This window comes from Streptosporangium sp. NPDC001681 (assembly GCF_040298085.1).
In the GTDB taxonomy this organism is placed as follows: Bacteria; Actinomycetota; Actinomycetes; order Streptosporangiales; family Streptosporangiaceae; genus Streptosporangium.
On record NZ_JBEOZN010000023.1, the window covers coordinates 1 to 15,964 of the forward strand.

Below are 15,964 nucleotides of genomic sequence, written 5' to 3' on the forward strand. Positions count from 1 at the left end.
GCCGGGACCGCGTCCTTGTGGAACTCGTCGATCGGGTTGAGCCGCCCGAGAACCCGCGCCGACCTGCACCTGGTAGACGTCCACGGTCTGGTGGTGCGCGGGGTCATAGGCGTAGCCGGTGAGCCCCTTGCGGTGAACCGTCACGTACTGCGGGTTGGACATGTTGATCGAGGGGTGGTCGGCCGCGATGGTCTGCTGGGCCTCCTTGTAGAGGGCGCAGCGGGCCTCCTCGTCCGTCAGCTTCTGAGCGTCCTCGACCAGCTTGTCGACCTTCGGGTTGTGGTAGCCGCCGCTGTTCTGCCCGTTGTTGATGAACTTCGAGTTGAACTGCAGGTGCAGCACGGAGTCCGGGTCCGGGTAGGGCGGGAAGCCGTAGATCATGCCGAGGTCGGGCGTGGTCTCGTTGCTCTTGAGCATCTCGACGTACTGCGGGTAGGTGACCGCCGACAGTTCGACCTTCACGCCGATCTTGGCGAGGTCGGACTGGAGCAGCGTGGCCGCCTGCTCCATCTCGGCGGTGGCCTTGAGGTAGCTCATCGTCAGCGTGACGTTCTTCAGACCGGCGGCGTCCAGGATGCTCTTGGCCTTGTCCAGGTCGTAGCCCGCCTGCGCGACCGTGGGGTCGGCGCAGGCCATCGTGCTCGCCAGCACTCCGGCGGCCTTCTTGCCCGCGCCCTTGAGGATGGCCGACTGGTGCTGGTCGTAGTCGTAGGCGTAGGTGATGGCCTCGCGCAGCGCCTTGTCGGCCACCGGCGAGTCCTTCATCTTGAAGAAGACGTAAAGCTGCACGTTGGTGTCGGCCTTGTCCACCACATAGCCGCCGCTTTCGAGACCTGCCCAGTCGTTGGGGTCGATGTCCATCGCGATGTCCACGTCACCGTTGCTCAGCGCGGTCTTCTGGGTCGCCGCCTGCGGCAGGTAGCGGATCACCACGTCCTTGGCCTGGTTGGTGAAACCGCCCCAGTAACCGTCGTGCCGGGTGAACTTGGCCTCCTGGTTGGGGGTGTACCCGGTCAGCTTGTACGGCCCGGACCCCGCGCCGTTGGCCGCCAGCCACTGACGGCCGTCGTCGGAGCCGGCGTTGGCCTGGACGAGCTTGGAGTTGAGCAGGTAGACCCGCGACAGCGCACCCAGGAACGGTGCGTAGGACTGCTTCAGCCTGATCGCCAGGTGGGTGTCGTCGACGACCTCGGCGGAGTCGTAGGCGGTCAGCAGCGACGCGACGCCCATCTGCAGCTTGCCGATCCGGTCCAGCGTGTACTTCACGTCGGTGGCGGTCAGCTTGGTGCCGTCGTGGAAGGTCACGTCGTCGCGGAGCGTCAGGTCGAGGGTCTTGCCGTCCTTGGAGAACGTCCACTCGGTGGCCACCGCGGGGGCGATCACGCCGCCCTTGCCGTACTTGACCAGGGTGTCGTAGGCGGGGATGGACACCTCGTCAACGGTCGAGTTGTCGGCCTGGACCGGGTCGAAGGTGGCCGGCGGCTCGTTCTCCGCGATGATCAGCGTCTGCTTGCGGACGTCGGAGCCGCCGGAGCCGCCCGGGGTGCTCTGGCCGCAGGCCGCGAGGGCCAGCGCGCCGACGAGCAGGACGGAGGTCAGGCCCAGCGTGCCCTTGCGGCCACGTGCCACCGGGGTGGCGGGGGGTCGGTGCACTGTCGTCTACCCTTCACTCTTGAGTCGGGCGGCCCTGGCCGGCGTGGGCCGCCAGCCGTCGCCGTCCACGATCACGCCGTAGGACTGCTCCGCGGCCTCGGCGCTGACGTAGCCGTTGAGCACGTCGGCCACCACCGCGGCCGGGTCGCGGTCGAGGGGGTCGCCGTAGCCGCCGCCTCCGGCGGTCCGGTTCACGAACCGGTCGCCGGCCTTCATCGCGGCCCGGTACATGCCGACCCGCTTGGCCTGGTCGGTGTCCGGCCACAGCACCATCTCGCTGGGCTCGGGCTCCTGGCCGCCGTCCAGCGCCCAGGGCCGGGTCTTGCTCTTCTTCTTCATCGACAGCACCTCGCCGTCGGCGAGGTAGCGGACCTGCCTGAGCACGCCGACGCCGCCGCGGAACCGGCCGGCGCCGCCGGAGTCGGGAATCAGCTCCAGCCGCTCGTGGAACACGGTGGACTTGTGCTCCAGCACCTCGACCGGGGTGTTGCGGACCACGCTCTGGGAGGGGTGCTGCTGGGCGTTCGCGCCGTCGCGGTCCTTGCGCGCGCCCCAGCCGATGCCCTCGTTGTTGCTGATCACGAAGTCCGCGCCGGTGCGCGGGTCGTGGCCGAGCGCCATGAAGCCCGGCTCGTCACCACCGGAGGAGGCCGGGATCGAGTCCATCACCTGGGCCAGCGCCTTGTGGATCAGCTCGAACGCGACGATGGCGCTCCACTGGGTGAAGGTCGCGGCCGGGTAGACGGCGTGGAAGAAGTTGCCGGGATCGGCCTTGACCTCCAGCGCCCGGTAGTGCCCGGCGTTGGAGGGCTCCCTGGGCGTGGTCAGCTCCTTGAAGATGGCCTTGCCCAGGCTCTCGGTGGAGCCGATCGGCAGGTTGACCGGGCCGGCCACCGCGCCGTCGGAGCCGTTGAAGTCGACCTCCATCCGGTCGCCGTCGATGGTGACCTTGACCTCCATCCGGATCAGGTCCTCGGTGATGCCGTCGTCGTCGCAGTAGTCGAAGGCCGTCCAGGTGCCGTTGGGCAGCGCGGCCAGGGCCTTTCTGGCGACCCGCTCGCCGTGCTCGATGACCTGCCTGATGGCCTGGTCGACGGTTTCGCCGCCGAACTTCTCCCAGACCTGCGCCAGCCGGTTCTCGCCGGTGCGCAGGGCGGCGAGCTGGGCGTGGAAGTCGCCGATGGTCAGGTCGGGCAGCCGGGAGTTGAACCGGATGAGCTCGACGATGTCGCGGACCACCTCGCCGCGGCTCACGATCTTGGTGCCCGGGAAGATGAGACCTTCCTGGTGCATGTCCGTGGAGTCCAGGACATAGCCGGGGGACTTGGCACCGAGGTCCATCCAGTGTGCGCGCACCGCGAGGTAGGCCGCGGGGCCCTCGTGCCCGTCACGGAAGACCGGCGCGAAGAGCATCGCGTCGTAGGAGTGCGCGCCGCTCCAATACGGATAGTTCAGCAGGTAGACGTCGCCCGGCGCGAAGTTCTCCCGGCCGACGTACTCCACGCCCTTGACGATGGCGTGGTCGTTGGCACCGAGGAACGAGGTGATCCCCGCGGCCTCGGCGGTCAGCTCCAGGTCGGCGTTGTAGATCGAGATACCGAAGTCGAGCACCTCGTAGATCACCGGGTTGAAGGCCGCCCGCACCAGGGTGCGGCGCATCTGCTCGCCCACCGAGACCAGGTAGTTGCGGATCACCTCGACGGTCGCGCCGTCCAGACGCTCAGGGCTGTTCACAGGGTTCCTCCGGTACCGGTCACCAGCAGCTGTCCATAGGTGTCGACGGTGAGCCGCTGATCACCGAAGATCACCGTCGTCGAGGTGCCCTCCTCGACGATCGCCGGGCCGCTCACCTCGTGACCGGGCGCCAGGGTGGTCCGGTCGTAGACCGGGAACACGGCGATCTCGCCGACCGCGACGTCGAAGGCGGGCCGCTCGCCGACCGCCTCGGGCCCGCCGGGCCCGGCGGGTGCCAGCTCGCGCAGCGCCGGCTTGGCCAGCCGTCCCACCGCCCGCACCCGCAGGGTGAGGATCTGCCCGGTGTCGGCCATCGCGTGGCCGTAGCGCGCCTCGTGCTGGGCGTTGAACCGGGCCAGCACGCTCGCGGCGGTGTCGCCGGGCTGCAGGTCGATGCCGAGGCTGTGCTCCTGGCCGTGGTAGCGGATGTCCAGCCTACGGATCAGGGTGCGGTCCTCCGGCTTGATGCCCTGCGCGGACAGCACCTCGTCGCCCTGCGCCTCCAGGTCGGCGAACTCGCTCTCCAGGTCGGCCAGGCTGTCGTCGCTGAGGGAGCGCAGCACGGTGGCGGCGAACTCGTACTCCAGGTCGGACATCAGCATGCCGAAGGCGGAGAACGCGGCGGGCACCTGCGGGACGATCGTGGTGGCGATGCCCATCTCCCTGGCGAGCATCGGGCCGAGCAGCGGTCCGGCGCCGCCGATGGCCAGCAGCGCGAACTCGCGCGGATCCAGCGCCCGCTCCACGGTGATCTCGCGCAGCGCGCCGACCATGCGGGCCAGCAGCACCCGGAAGACGCTCGCGGCGGCCTGGGTCACGCTCACCCCGAGGGGAACGGCCAGCTTGGCCTCGATCGCGGCGCGGGCCGCGTCCGCGTCGATGGACATGTCGCCGCCGAGGAACGCGGCGGGGTCCAGGTAGCCGAGCACCAGCGCGGCGTCGGTGACGGTCGGCTCGGTGCCGCCCGCGCCGTACGCCACCGGCCCCGGCACGGCGCCGGCGCTGTGCGGGCCGACCTTGAGCAGCCCCTCGTCGATCCAGGCGATCGAGCCACCGCCCGCGCCCACGGTACGGATGTCGAAGATCGGGATGAGCAGCGGGAAGCCGTCGATGCCCGCCTCGTGCACCTCGCCGGGCTCGCCGTCCTCGATGACGCAGCAGTCCACGCTGGTGCCGCCGACGTCGAAGGAGATCAGCTTGGGCAGCCGCTGCTCGCGGGCCAGGAAGGAGGCGCCCACCACTCCCCCGGCGGGGCCGGACAGCACGGTCATCAGCGGGGCGCGGCGGGCCAGTTCCGCGGTCATCGCACCGCCGCCCGAGCGCATGATGTGCAGCGGGTGGGTAAGCCCCGCCTCGGTCAGCCTGGCCTCCAGGGTGCCGATGTAGTCGCTCAGCACCGGCCGGATGTAGGCGTCCAGGGTGACGGTGCTGGTCCGCTCGTACTCGCGGTACTCGCGGGTGATGTCGGTGGAGACCGAGATCGACACGTCCGGGTAGAGCTCGCGCAGGATGCGCGCGGCCCGCCGCTCGTGCTCGGGGTTGGCGTAGGAGTGCAGGAAGCAGATGGCCAGTGAGGCCAGTCCCTGCTCCTCGACCAGGATCCGGCCGGCCTCGCGCACGGCGTCCTCGTCCAGGTCCTGCACCACGTCGCCCTGCGCGTCGATCCGGCAGGGTACGCCGATCCGCCGGCGGCGCGGCACCAGCGGCGGCGGCGGGGCGTAGGAGAAGTCGTACATGTGCTGGCCGGGGACGTTGGCGCGGGCGATCTCCAGCAGGTCTCTGAAGCCCTCGTTGGTGATGATGCCGAGGTTCGCGCCGCGGCGCTGCAGGATCGCGTTCAGGCCGAGCGTGGTGCCGTGGACGAACGCCTCCACCCCGTCCAGCCGGGTGGCGAGGCCGCCCACCGCGTCCAGGACGCCCCGCTCGGGGGCACCGGGGGTGGTCGAGGCCTTGTGCAGCCGGATCTGCCCGGTCTCCTCGTCGTAGGCGATCGCGTCGACGAACGTGCCGCCGATGTCCACGGCGAACCGGGTACGTCCGGCCGGAGCGTCGGGGGAATTCACAGGGCACCTCCAGGGACCTGCTGCGGGGCGGGGACGACCGGCAGATCGTCACGGACGATCCGGCCGGCCTGCATGACGAAGGGGATCCGGCGCAGCGCGGAGACGTCGCTCAGCGGGTCGCGCTCGGTGACGATCAGGTCGGCGAGGTAGCCCTCCTCGACGGCACCGGCCTGGCCGGCCAGCCCGACCAGGCGCGCGGCCTCGGACGTGCCGGCCCGTACCGCCTGGATGGGGCTGAGTCCCGCGTCGGTGAGGAACTCCATCTCGCGGACCGCCACGACGGTGTCCTCGATGGGCTCGCCCGGCGGGTAGTCGGTGCCGGCGAGCATGGTGATGCCCGGTGCGCCGGGGTCGTCCGGGTCGGCAATGCCGGCCGCGACCGCCCGCCGGATGCTGGCCAGGTGGCCGGGGCCGACCTCCACCGCCCGCTCGATCTGCCAGGGCGTGAAGCTGTGCTCGGCCATCCAGTCGGGGCAGCGGGTGACGCACAGGGTCGGGGTGAGGAACACCCGCCGGTCCGCCATCTGCCTGGCCGTGTCGTCGTCCAGGTCGTAGGCGTGCTCGTAGCCGCGGACTCCGGCGGCGAGCGCCTCGCGGATCGCCGAGCCGGCGCCGGCGTGCGCGGTCACGTAACTGCCGTGCTCCTCGGCGGCGCGGACCACGGCCCGCATCTCCTCGGCGGTCATCTGCGCGCCGGTGAACGACTCGCCCTGGTGGGCGATGCCGCCGGTGATGAAGATCTTGAGCAGGTCGGCGCCCGCGTCCAGCTCCTGCCTGGCCGCGCGCAGGAAGCCGTCGTGCCCGTCGGCGTAGGAGCAGTCGGCGCCCTTGCCGTGGCCGCCGGTGGTGGAGATGGCCCGGCCCGCTCCGACGATCCGCGGCGCGGCCACCCAGCCCTGGTCCGCGGCGGTGCGCACCAGCAGGTCGGCGCGGTTCTGCTCGTGCACGCAGCGGATCGTGGTGACCCCCGCGACGAGGGCGTCCTGCGCCCGGGACAGCGCGCGCAGCGCGGTCAGCCCGGGGTTCTCCGACTCGTCGGTGGCGGAGAAGGGGTAGAGCACCGACAGGTGGGTGTGCACCGAGATCAGGCCGGGCATCAGGTACCTGCCGCCCAGCTCGACGGTCCGTGCTCCCGGGGGCGGGGCGTCCGCCGTGATCTTCTCGATCCGGCCGGCCGCGACGAGCACGTTGGCGTTCCTGCGGATCCGTCCTGATCGGACGTCCACGACGTGCCCACCGGTCAACCAGAGGGTCTCGGGCTCCGACGTGGGCCGCAGCCGAGGTGATGTCAGCACCGCTTGCTCCTTCTGTCCTGGTGGTTTTCCTGCTCTGGGCCGTTGTCTTCCTGGCTCCACCGCTCCATCAGCCGGCCGGGGCCGAGGTCGGAGACGTCGACCGGCGGCGGCTTCCCCTCGATCAGGCAGCGCAGCGTCTCCCCCCACAGCGGGGCGAAGGTGAAGGCGTAGGTGCCTCCGGCCACGTAGAACCCGGGGGCGCCGGGCACCTCGCCGATCACCGGCATCTCGTCGGGCGTGGCCGCGAGCGGCCCGGCCCACATCCGCAGCAGCCGCAGGTCCCGGATGAACGGCAGCACCCGGACCGCCAGCGCGACGTTTCCCACCAGGCTGTCCAGGCTGGCGTCGCTCCGGCCGGCCAGGTCCATGCTCAGGGCCGGCCAGCCGCCGCCGATCAGCAGGTTGCCCGCGGCGACCTGCTTCACCGACAGTCCCTCGCCGATGTGCTGGACCAGGTGGGACATGGTGGCCGAGGAGCGCACGGTGGCGTGCATCTGGATCGCCACCGGTGTCATCCGCAGCGTGATCCCGGCCATGGCCGCGATCTCCCCCAGCCAGGGCCCCGCGACGTCGACCACCACGGGGGTGTCCACCACCCGCTCGGCGGCGCCGCGCCCGGCGACCACCCGCCAGCCGTCGCCGTTGCGGGTGATCCGCCGGACCGGCGCGAACGCCACGGTCCGGCCGCCGTGCCTGGTCGCCGAGTCCAGGTAGGCGGGGGTGACCTTCAGCGGGTTGGCGTAGCCGTCCAGGTCACACCAGGTGGCGGCGGCCACCGTCGGTCCGAGCAGGGGCAGCGCGGCCCGCGCGGCGTCTCCGTCGAGGATCTCGGTGTGGATCCCGGCGGCGGCCTCCCAGCCGTGCTTGTCACGCAGTTCCTGGCACTGCTCCTCGGTCTCGGCGATGGTGAAGCCACCGGTGCGGCGGACCTCCACCGAGGTTTCCAGCTCCTCCTCCAGCGTCTCCCACCGGTCGCTCGCGGCGCGCTGCAGCGGCAGGAACCGCGCGCTGTCCAGCGGCACCGCCTGACCGGGGCGCTTGGTGTGCACGGCCTGCATGTGCAGGTTGCCGGCGGTGGTGCCGGAGCCCTCCCTGCCGGGGGCGCCGCGTTCCAGTACGAGCACCCGATGGCCGCTGCGGGCCAAGTGGCTGGCCACCGAGGCGCCGAGCACCCCGGCTCCCACGATCACCGCGTCCGCGGTCCGCGTGCTCATGCGTCGCCTTTCTGCGATTCCGGTCCGGCCAGCTCCAGCAGCGTGGCGAGGGGGACGGGGCGCACCGGCAGCCGGGAGGGGAAGACCTCCACCCGGGACTCGCCGTCGCCCGCGCCCCGGCGGGGCATGACGGACCGGACCAGTCCGGCGACCGCGAACCCGCACTCCCGGCCCTGGCAGGGGCCCATTCCCGCGCGGGTCCAGGCTTTGGTCGCGTTGAGGTCGCCGTCGGCGCTTCCCGCGGCGGTGGTGCGGATCTCCTCCGCGCGGACCGCCTCGCACCGGCAGACCATGGTGTCGGCGGGCAGCGCGGGCGCCAGCGTGGCGAGCAGTGCCGCCGGGCCGGGATAGAGGGAGTCGGTCAGCGCGATGAAACGTTCCAAACGGCGCCTGGCCGACACCACCCGCCGGGTCTCGGACACCGGTACGGCCGCGCGGCCCTCACGGGTCAGGATGTCGTGCGCGGCGGCGAGCCCTCTGGCCTTCGCCGCGTGCACCCCGCCGATTCCCGCCGCCTCGCCCACCACGTACACATCGGCCCGGGAGGCGCGTCCCGCCACGTCGATCACCGGCACCGCGTCCCCGCTCGCCACGTCGACCCGCACCTGGCAGCCCAGCATGCGGGCCAGGTCGGTCTGGGGCCGGAAGCCGTACCCGACGCAGAGCGCGTCCACCTCGACGGTGCGGACCGGGCGCGCGGGCCTGGCCGCGGCGGCGAGGGTCACCGAGGAGACCCGGTCGCGGCCGTCGGCGCGGAGCACGACGGTCTCCTGCCAGATCGGCACCCGGGCACGGGCCAGCCGCGCGGCGTAGGTGGCCAGCTCGCGCAGTCGCGCGGGGTGGCCGAGCGTGCCCAGCGCCCGCAGGCTCGGCCGGTACGGCCTGCCCGCCTCGGCGATTCCCACCACGCTCACGCCGAGTTCGATCAGCGAGCAGGCGACCGGCAGCAGGAACGGCCCTGAACCGGCCAGGACCACCCGGTCTCCGATGGTGGTGTGATCGCTCGCGGCCAGGTGCTGGGCGAAGCCCGGGGTGGTCACTCCGGGAAGCTGCCAGCCGGGGAAGGGGAACACCCGCTCGAAGGCACCGGTCGCCAGCACGAGGTAGCGGGCGCGCAACCGCACCGGATGCTCGGCGGCGTCGGAGGCGAGCAGCGTGCGCCCGTCGTCCTCCACACCCCAGACCAGATGGCCGGTGCGGCACTCGGCGCCGGCCGCGCGCACCTGGGCGATCAGCCGGCCGCCCTCGGGCCGGTGGTCGCCCCAGTGCCTCGCCACCGCGGGCGCGGGCCTCCGGTAGTACTGCCCGCCCAGTTCCGGCTGCTCGTCGAGGATCGTCACGGCCAGACCGGCGGAGGCAAGCCGGGCCGCGGCGCTGAGCCCCGCGGGACCGCCGCCGACGATCACGACATCCCGTTCGACGACCTCGCCGTACGTGGCCGCGCTGCGCTCAGCGGTCATGCGGGACCTCTCCCTCTGTGGCCGTCTCGACCCGCATGCCGGCATAGATCTTGGTGATGCAGGCGCGGACCCCCGGACGACCGTCCACCGTCACCTCGCACTCGAAGCACACGCCCATCCCGCAGAACGGGCCGCGAAGGTCGCCGCCCACCGGATTGCGCCGCAGGCTCCACCTCCGCTCGCCGACGAGGACCGCGGCGAGGCTGATGCCGTCGACGGCCTGCACGGAGTCGCCGTCGACGACGATCTCCGTTTGCGGAGCCCGGCCCGGCCCGGCACGCCGGCCGGTGCGGCCCTGCGCCGTCGTCATCGCCCGGCCCGCCCCGAGACGGTGTCCGCGCTGCCCCCGGAAAGGGCTTCGACCAGGCCGGACTCCTTCAGCGCGGCGCCGATCGCGTCGAGCCTCTCCGGGTCCGTGATCGGCAGGAGCGGCGGGCGGACGTGCCCGCCCGGCTGGCCGAGCATCGCCATGGCGGCCTTGAGCTGGGCGATGGGCGTGCCGTACACACCGCTGTAGTCGGGGTTGATCAGCCGGGAGGAGAGCCCCGCGTACCGGTCGACCCAGCCGCGCGCCGCCTCGCGATCGGATGCCGCGACCGCCTCGTAGTAGGGGACGGCGAACGGGGCGCCCATGCCGCCGCCGTCGATGTTCCCGTCCCCGCCCAGCTCCAGCAGGACGGCGAGGCCCCGCCGGTGCAGGAAGCTGCCGAACACCCGGACCCGGTCGCCGACCTCCTCAACCGTGCCGAGCATCCGCAGCCAGTCACCGGTGCTGTCCTTGATGGCCACCACGTTGTCCAGGTCGGCCAGTCTCGACATCAGCCCGGGGTGGGCGGAGATGTCGACGGCCACCCCGCGCGGCCAGTTGTAGACCATGAACGGCAGCTCCGTCGCGGAGCTGACCTGCCGGTAGAAGGCGAGGATGTCCTCAGGCCCCGGGTGCACGTACGGCGGGGGCGTGGCGAGCACGCCGTCCGCGCCCGCCTCGGCGGCGTGCCGCGCGAACTCGATCGCCTCTGCGGCGGTGTAGGCCGTGACGCCGACGACCACCGGGACCCTGCCGGAGAGCTCGGACACCGCGATCTCGGCGACCCGGCGGCGCTCGGCCGCGCTCTGGCTGAACCACTCACCGGTGCTCCCATTGACCAGGACTCCGTGCACGCCCTGGGCGGCGTAGAGCCGGAGCAGCGCGCGCCACGCGTCCTCGTCCAGCCCGCCTTCGCTGGTGAAAGGGGTGGGCGCGGCCGGCCAGTAACCGTGCCAGGTGACGTCGTCGCGGTCCATGGAACCCCCGGGGATCAATGTTGTAGTCATTTTTTGGGATCGCTTGCATTAGGTTGCAGTACTCGGGAGATTCAGGTCAAGGCCGAAATATGTTTTTAACCTGGGTAAATTTCCTCGCACCTCACCAAGTGTTCATGATCTTGTGGCAAAATTTTCCCCCGGATGGGATCGATCCCAGGAAGAAGGATGATGGCGATCACGCTGAAGGACGTCGCCGCCGCGGCCGGGGTGTCACGCAGCACGGCTTCTCGCGCACTGAGCGGCTCACCGCTGATCGCCCCGGAGACCCGGGTGGCGGTGAAGGAGGTCGCGGATCGGATGGGCTACCGCCCCAACCGCGCGGCCAGCGCGCTGCGTTCCAAGCAGTCCCATGTCGTGGGACTGGTGCTGAACAACCTCATCAACGCGTCCTTCCACACCATCGCCGAGGTCGTGCAGCGTCGCGCCGCGGCCGAGGGTTACCAGGTGATGCTCTGCATCACCGACGCGGACCCGCGGCGGGAGGAGTCCTTCCTGCGGACCCTCGCCGCGCACGGGGTGGACGGGCTGATCATGATAGGTACGGGCAAGAACACGGCCATGGCCAACGCGCTGCTCGCCGAGGGCATCGGGGTCGTCAACGTCATCCGCGCCGCCGCCGAGAGCGCCGCGCCGTCGGTGCTCGCCTCCGACCGCGAGGGCGCCCACGCGGCCACCTCACACCTGCTCGACCTGGGTCACGAGCGGATCGGCTTCATCGGCGGCCTGCTGAGCGCCAACTCCGGCCTGGAGCGGTTCGCCGGCTACGAGCAGGCACTGAGGGAACGCGGCCGTCAGGTCGACGAGTCACTCGTCGAACGCGGGCCGTTCGACTCCGCCTTCGGCGCCGAGGCGACGGAGCGGCTGCTGCGCCGCAACCCGGAGATGACGGCGCTGTTCGCCGCGAACCACGAGGCCGTGTTCGGCATGCTGCCCACACTCGTCGGTGCCGGCGTCGTCATTCCCGAGCAGCTCTCGCTGATCTGCTACGAGGACATCCCCTGGCTGCGCTGGTGGCAGCCCCCCATCACCGTCGTCGACAACGGGGCCCACGAACTCGGGGATCTCGCCATGAACCTCCTGCTCCAGCAGATCGAACGGACCGACCGGTCGACGGCTCCGGCACGGACCACCGGCCGGGCAGGCCGGGCCTACCGGGTGGGCGCCCAGCTCGTCCTGCGCTCCTCCTGCGCGAAACCGGCCGCCCCCCGCTGAGGTGAACCGCCACGGCCCGTGATCCTCGAACCCGCGGAGGCCCGCCCGGGACCGCCGCCGTTCTCCTGCTCTCCCAGACGTACGGGGCATGGACAGGGGTGGCGGGGCATTTTACAGTTCGGGGATGTGCTGATCGCGGGTTTCCCAGTGAGGCTGTGGCATGCCAAAACGGTTGCTCTACGTTCCCACGCACCGGCGCTGTCCCGAGGCCATCGTCTCGTATCTGGACGAGAGCCTGTTCCTCGCCCGCGAGTACGGGGAGGAGATCCCCTTCCTGCTCGTCGAGTCGTTTCCGGCCGACTGGATCCCCGAACATGCCGAGTTGCTCGGGCGGCTCAGTGTCGAGCGGTCCGCGCGGGCCTTTCATCTGGTACCGGAGGGGCGGCGAGCCTACGTACGGGCGCTGGTGGAAGCGGCGGCGGATGAACCGGCGGATCGGGATCGGCTGGAAAGGCTCCTGATCCCGGAGGGGGTCTCGTACGGGGCGGGGCCGAACATCGCCGCGTTGGTCGCGGTGGCACTCGACGCCCAGGTACTGCTGCGCCGGGACTCCGACACGCGCCCGATGCCGCGTGGGGAGGTCCTCGCGTTTCCCGGAGAGCTGGAACTGCGCGCGCTGGCCGGACAGGGGGTGTATTTCGTCGCCAGCACCTACGTGGGAGATCCGCCGCTGGACCGGCGCGACCTGCTGTCGGCGGGACCGGAGTTCGTGCGCCGTATCGAGCGCGAGATCAAACCCGGCCTGAGCGATCGGGAGATCGACGAGCTGCTCCGCGAGTACCTGGTCGACGAGCCGGCCCGCGGCTACGACTCCGATTTCGTCACCCCCGACCGGCCTGGAAGCGTGGAGATGGGCGTCTCCTGCGTCAAGGAGATCTTCCGTACGGTGCCGGAGATGCCGCTCACCGAGATGCTCGGATCGGACTTCATCCAGCGGAACCTGCTGCTGGCCGTCGGGTATCCGGTGTTGTTCCACTCCCGGAAGGTCTACCACCGCTACGACGAGACCCGGCGCGGGCGCTCCGACTTCTCGGCCGCGGTCCGCTACGCGGTACGGGACCTGCGTTACCTGCTGTTCTGGCGGATCTGGAGCGAGCTGGCCGCGCTGGTGGCCGCGCGGCCCGAGGACTTCTGGCGCCCGCCGGGAGAGGTCGACGCGGAACGGTTCGGTGCGGCGGCACGGCAGGCGGTCGCCCGGCAGACTCCGTCGCTCCCCGGCGTCGCGGCGGAGTTCGCCGCGGCGCACCTGGCCGCGGCGGCGGAGACCGGTGGCGACGTCGCGGCACGGCTGAACGCGATCGGTACGGCCGCGCTCGACGGTACCGACCGTCATGTCGCGGAGGTCGTGGACGGGTTCGCCGACTACTGTTTCCTGCTGGAGCACTGGCCCGCGCTGGTCGCCGCCGCGTCCCGGTCGGCCGGTCTGGTCCGGGCCCTGGCCCTGGTGGGAGAGGAGCGGCTCGGATGACCGACGGCAGGCCGCGCAGCAGCGGTCAGGAGGTGCCGCACTCGGCCGCCTTCCGGCGGCAGGTCGCCAACGCGGTCAGGGCGGCCGAGTTCGAGGCCCGGGAGTTCGCCGGGGTGCCGGTCTTCCACGACCAGCCCAGCCTGCTGGAGGCCAGCATCCGGACCGTCGATCCGGCGCTGGACTGCTGGGTGGAGCAACGCGAACTACATGCAGGCGAGCGTGCTGTTAGAGACCTGAGATCAGCTCCCTGAGCTCCGCCTCGCGGGGTGAGCCCACCTGGTGGAACCGGTCGGCGGCCAGCCGCCACCGCCCGGCGGCGGCCCCGGTGTCGCCCGCCGCCGCCCAGGTGTCGCCAAGCAGGGTGAGAATCCGGGCCTGCGCCAGCGCGTCGTCGGCTTCGGCCGCGATCCGCAGCGCCTGGTCGAGCCGGGTGACCGCCTCGGTGAGGCGGCCCGCGTCGGCCGCCACGGCGCCGAGCCCCGCGGTGGCCTCCGCCTCGCCGCGCCGCTGCCCGTACTCGACGAACGGCGGCAGCGCCTGCGCGAACGCCGCCTCGGCCTCGTCGATCTCACCCCGGTCGCGGTGCGCCCAGCCAAGCCTGACCAGCGCGTCGGATTCGGACAGCTTCGCTCCCTGCTCGCGTGCGATCTCCAGCACCTGCCGGTAGAACCCGGCGGCCAGGTCAGCGTGTCCGCGTACCCGCTGGACCTCCCCGATCGCGATCAGCGCGTAGCTCTCCCCACTGCGGTCGTGGAACTCACGCTGCATGACCAGTGACCGCTCCGCCTGGGCCATGGCCTCGTCGAGCCGCCCCAGCTGGAGGTAGCTCATCGCGAGATGGGTGTGGGTGTACGCCACTCCGGTCAGGTCGTCGATCCCGGCCCAGGCCGGCAGTGCCCGTTCGAAGTAGGCGGTCGCCTCGACCATCCGGCCTCGATCCAGGCAGACCTCACCCATCCCGTTGAGCATGAAGGCGCTCAGCAGCGCACTGTCCAGGTCCGTCGCGATGGCCAGGCCCGCCTCGTAGCAGGCGATGGCCTGGGCCGGGCGGCCCTGGTCCCGGTAGACGTTCCCGAGGTTGCGCAGGATGCACGCCTCGCCCCGCCGGTTGCCCGCCAGCCTCGCCGCCTCCAGCGCCAGCTCGTGGGTCGCCGCCCATTCGGCCCAGCGGGCGAGCACCCGGAAATGGTAGTGCAGCGGATCGGCGAGTTCCCAGGTCAGGTCCCACAGCCGGTGCTCGTAGGCCTGCCCGACGGCGGCGACGATGCCCGCCTCCTCGGTGACGAACCAGTCCATCGGCCGGTGGCCGACCAGGACGTCGGCGTCGAGGTCGCGGGGCAGCCAGAGCCTCGCCCGGGGAGCCAGGGCGTCCCGTTTGCTGTTCGGCGACATCAGGTAGAGGGCGCGTTTGGACAGTGCCAGATACCCGCCCAGAACACGTTCCATGGCCTCGTCCGCGGGGCCGTGGTCACGCAGCCGTTCCTGGGCGAACGAGCGCAGCAGGTCGTGGAAGCGGAAGCGGAGCTGTCCCACCGCGTCCTCGCCGACCGCCTCCAGGAGCTGGACGTCGGCCAGCCGCTCGATGAGCTCCTCCGCGGCCGCCAGGTCGGAGTCGAGCGCCGCCGCGAGCACCCAGGGGGCGAAGTCGGGTGCTCTGACCAGGCCGAGCAGCCGGAACGCCGACTGCTCCTCCGCGCTCAGGGCCGCATAGCTCAGGGAGAACGAGGCACGCACGCTGAGATCACCAACTTTCAGCTCTTCGAGGCGGCGGTGCTCGTCCTCCAGCCGGGTGAGCATCCGGGCCAGCCGCCAGTGCGGCCGGACCGCCAGTCTGGCCCCGGTGATCCGGACCGCGAGCGGGAGGTGGCCGCAGAGCCGTACCAGCCGCTCGGCGGCCTCCGCCTCGGCATCGACCCGAGCCGGACCGACGATCTTCCTCAGCAGTTCGAGCGCCGCCTCGTGCGTCAGCACGTCCAGGTCGAAACCCCGGGCGCCCTCCAGCGTGGGAAGGCGCTCGCGGCTCGTGATCAGTGCCGCGCAGCCGGGCATGCCGGGCAGCAACGGCCGGAGCTGGGCGGCGGACGCGGCGTTGTCGAGAACGACGAGCACCCGCCTGCCGTCCAGCAGTCCTCGGTAGAAGGCGGCGCGTTCGGCCGCGTCCGGCGGGATCGCCGGGCCCTGCACGCCGAACGCGCGCAGGAACCCGGCGAGGACGTCCGAGGGGTCGAGGGATTCGGCTTCCGCGCCCCGGAGGTTCACGTACAACTGGCCGTCGGGGAAGAAGTCCCGGAGCCGGTGCGCCAGCCGTACCGCGAGGGTGGTCTTGCCGACCCCGCCCATGCCCGAGATCGCACTCAGCACCACCGTGTCCTCGGCTCCGACGAGCCAGGAGCGCAGGGTCTCCAACGCCTCCTCACGTCCGGTGAAGTCCGCGATGTCGGCGGGAAGCTGGTAGAGCCCCGCGGTGATGGTGAACGGCTGGTCCAGATGCTGATGGATGATCAGGTCTCGTCCGGCGACGTAGAGGTCGCGTCCGGCGTGCATCTCAGGCATCGCACCT

At 71.6% G+C, this 15,964-nt stretch carries 12 protein-coding genes; 3 read left to right on the plus strand and 9 right to left on the minus strand.

The window, feature by feature from the left end; all coding sequences use genetic code 11:
* From ABT130_RS13435 to ABT130_RS13470, 8 genes are all read right to left on the minus strand, one after another.
* Positions 1 to 1,653 (minus strand): ABC transporter substrate-binding protein (locus ABT130_RS13435; protein ID WP_350955464.1); only part of this gene is annotated, 1,653 nt, incomplete at its 3' end.
* A 6-nt stretch (positions 1,654 to 1,659) separates the two neighbouring features.
* On the minus strand, positions 1,660 to 3,387 hold the full coding sequence (locus ABT130_RS13440) for a hydantoinase B/oxoprolinase family protein (RefSeq protein ID WP_350915405.1): 1,728 nt from the start codon (positions 3,385 to 3,387) through the stop codon (positions 1,660 to 1,662).
* Positions 3,384 to 5,450: a hydantoinase/oxoprolinase family protein gene (locus ABT130_RS13445; RefSeq protein ID WP_350915407.1), complete on the minus strand. Its 2,067-nt coding sequence runs from the start codon at positions 5,448 to 5,450 to the stop codon at positions 3,384 to 3,386. Before ABT130_RS13445 ends, ABT130_RS13440 begins: the two co-directional genes overlap by 4 nt.
* Complete coding sequence (locus tag ABT130_RS13450; RefSeq protein WP_350915409.1) at positions 5,447 to 6,745, minus strand: amidohydrolase family protein; 1,299 nt, start codon at positions 6,743 to 6,745, stop codon at positions 5,447 to 5,449. The genes ABT130_RS13445 and ABT130_RS13450 overlap by 4 nt, the downstream gene beginning before the upstream one ends.
* Positions 6,739 to 7,959, minus strand: a complete 1,221-nt coding sequence (locus tag ABT130_RS13455) for an NAD(P)/FAD-dependent oxidoreductase (protein WP_350915411.1) — start codon at positions 7,957 to 7,959, stop codon at positions 6,739 to 6,741. The genes ABT130_RS13450 and ABT130_RS13455 overlap by 7 nt, the downstream gene beginning before the upstream one ends.
* Positions 7,956 to 9,419, minus strand: a complete 1,464-nt coding sequence (locus ABT130_RS13460; RefSeq protein ID WP_350955466.1) for an FAD/NAD(P)-dependent oxidoreductase — start codon at positions 9,417 to 9,419, stop codon at positions 7,956 to 7,958. Before ABT130_RS13460 ends, ABT130_RS13455 begins: the two co-directional genes overlap by 4 nt.
* On the minus strand, positions 9,409 to 9,729 hold the full coding sequence (locus ABT130_RS13465) for a (2Fe-2S)-binding protein (RefSeq protein WP_350915415.1): 321 nt from the start codon (positions 9,727 to 9,729) through the stop codon (positions 9,409 to 9,411). Before ABT130_RS13465 ends, ABT130_RS13460 begins: the two co-directional genes overlap by 11 nt.
* Positions 9,726 to 10,733 carry a dihydrodipicolinate synthase family protein gene (locus tag ABT130_RS13470; protein ID WP_350955468.1) on the minus strand — a complete coding sequence of 336 codons (1,008 nt, stop codon included), beginning with the start codon at positions 10,731 to 10,733 and terminating at the stop codon, positions 9,726 to 9,728. Before ABT130_RS13470 ends, ABT130_RS13465 begins: the two co-directional genes overlap by 4 nt.
* Before the next feature lie 156 nt (positions 10,734 to 10,889).
* On the opposite strand from ABT130_RS13470, the gene ABT130_RS13475 reads away from it, so the two are divergent.
* The 3 genes from ABT130_RS13475 (at position 10,890) to ABT130_RS13485 (ending at position 13,655) form a co-directional block, all read left to right on the plus strand.
* Positions 10,890 to 11,936, plus strand: a complete 1,047-nt coding sequence (locus tag ABT130_RS13475; protein ID WP_350955470.1) for a LacI family DNA-binding transcriptional regulator — start codon at positions 10,890 to 10,892, stop codon at positions 11,934 to 11,936.
* A 160-nt stretch (positions 11,937 to 12,096) separates the two neighbouring features.
* Positions 12,097 to 13,404 (plus strand): DUF6271 family protein, encoded by a 1,308-nt coding sequence (locus ABT130_RS13480; protein WP_350955472.1) that lies wholly within the window; start codon positions 12,097 to 12,099, stop codon positions 13,402 to 13,404.
* Positions 13,401 to 13,655: a hypothetical protein gene (locus tag ABT130_RS13485; RefSeq protein ID WP_350955474.1), complete on the plus strand. Its 255-nt coding sequence runs from the start codon at positions 13,401 to 13,403 to the stop codon at positions 13,653 to 13,655. The genes ABT130_RS13480 and ABT130_RS13485 overlap by 4 nt, the downstream gene beginning before the upstream one ends.
* On the opposite strand, the gene ABT130_RS13490 is transcribed toward ABT130_RS13485, so the two are convergent.
* The gene (locus ABT130_RS13490) at positions 13,630 to 15,957 is read right to left on the minus strand and encodes an ATP-binding protein (RefSeq protein WP_350955476.1); all 2,328 of its coding nucleotides are present in this window, start codon (positions 15,955 to 15,957) and stop codon (positions 13,630 to 13,632) included. The two genes, ABT130_RS13485 and ABT130_RS13490, sit on opposite strands and share 26 nt — an antisense overlap.
* Positions 15,958 to 15,964: the final 7 nt, after the last annotated feature.

Coding starts and splice junctions, on each gene's coding strand:
- ABT130_RS13455 (WP_350915411.1), bottom strand. CDS start 7,959: ATGAGCACGCGGACCGCGGACGCGGTGATCGTGGGAGCCGGGGTGCTC.
- ABT130_RS13460 (WP_350955466.1), bottom strand. CDS start 9,419: ATGACCGCTGAGCGCAGCGCGGCCACGTACGGCGAGGTCGTCGAACGG.
- ABT130_RS13465 (WP_350915415.1), bottom strand. CDS start 9,729: ATGACGACGGCGCAGGGCCGCACCGGCCGGCGTGCCGGGCCGGGCCGG.
- ABT130_RS13470 (WP_350955468.1), bottom strand. CDS start 10,733: ATGACTACAACATTGATCCCCGGGGGTTCCATGGACCGCGACGACGTC.
- ABT130_RS13475 (WP_350955470.1), top strand. CDS start 10,890: ATGATGGCGATCACGCTGAAGGACGTCGCCGCCGCGGCCGGGGTGTCA.
- ABT130_RS13480 (WP_350955472.1), top strand. CDS start 12,097: ATGCCAAAACGGTTGCTCTACGTTCCCACGCACCGGCGCTGTCCCGAG.
- ABT130_RS13485 (WP_350955474.1), top strand. CDS start 13,401: ATGACCGACGGCAGGCCGCGCAGCAGCGGTCAGGAGGTGCCGCACTCG.
- ABT130_RS13490 (WP_350955476.1), bottom strand. CDS start 15,957: ATGCCTGAGATGCACGCCGGACGCGACCTCTACGTCGCCGGACGAGAC.